Raw genomic sequence first — 255 nt, forward strand, 5'->3', positions numbered from 1 at the left:
TCGCCAGGTTGCCCTCGAGTTTTTCCACCTTGCCGCCGGTCAACAGTTCGGCACCTTCGCCCTTGGCGATTTCCAGGTACGACAGGATCTTGTCGAATTGCTGCTCGGACGCCTGGGCGCCGACCATTGTGTCGGTGTCCAGCGGGTCGCCGCGTTTGATTTGCAGGACCTTCTTCATCACCACTTGCATGAACTCGTCGTAGATCGACTCCTGCACCAGGGCGCGGGACGGGCAGGTGCAGACTTCGCCCTGGT

At 60.8% G+C, this 255-nt stretch carries 1 protein-coding gene; it reads right to left on the minus strand.

Going from position 1 to position 255, the window contains the following annotated elements; translation table 11 throughout:
* Nucleotides 1-255 (minus strand): aldehyde dehydrogenase family protein (locus tag KW841_RS29520; protein WP_218480754.1); only part of this gene is annotated, 255 nt, incomplete at both ends.

Source organism: Pseudomonas sp. PDM28, assembly GCF_019219115.1.
Classification (GTDB): Bacteria; Pseudomonadota; Gammaproteobacteria; order Pseudomonadales; family Pseudomonadaceae; genus Aquipseudomonas; species Aquipseudomonas laurylsulfatiphila.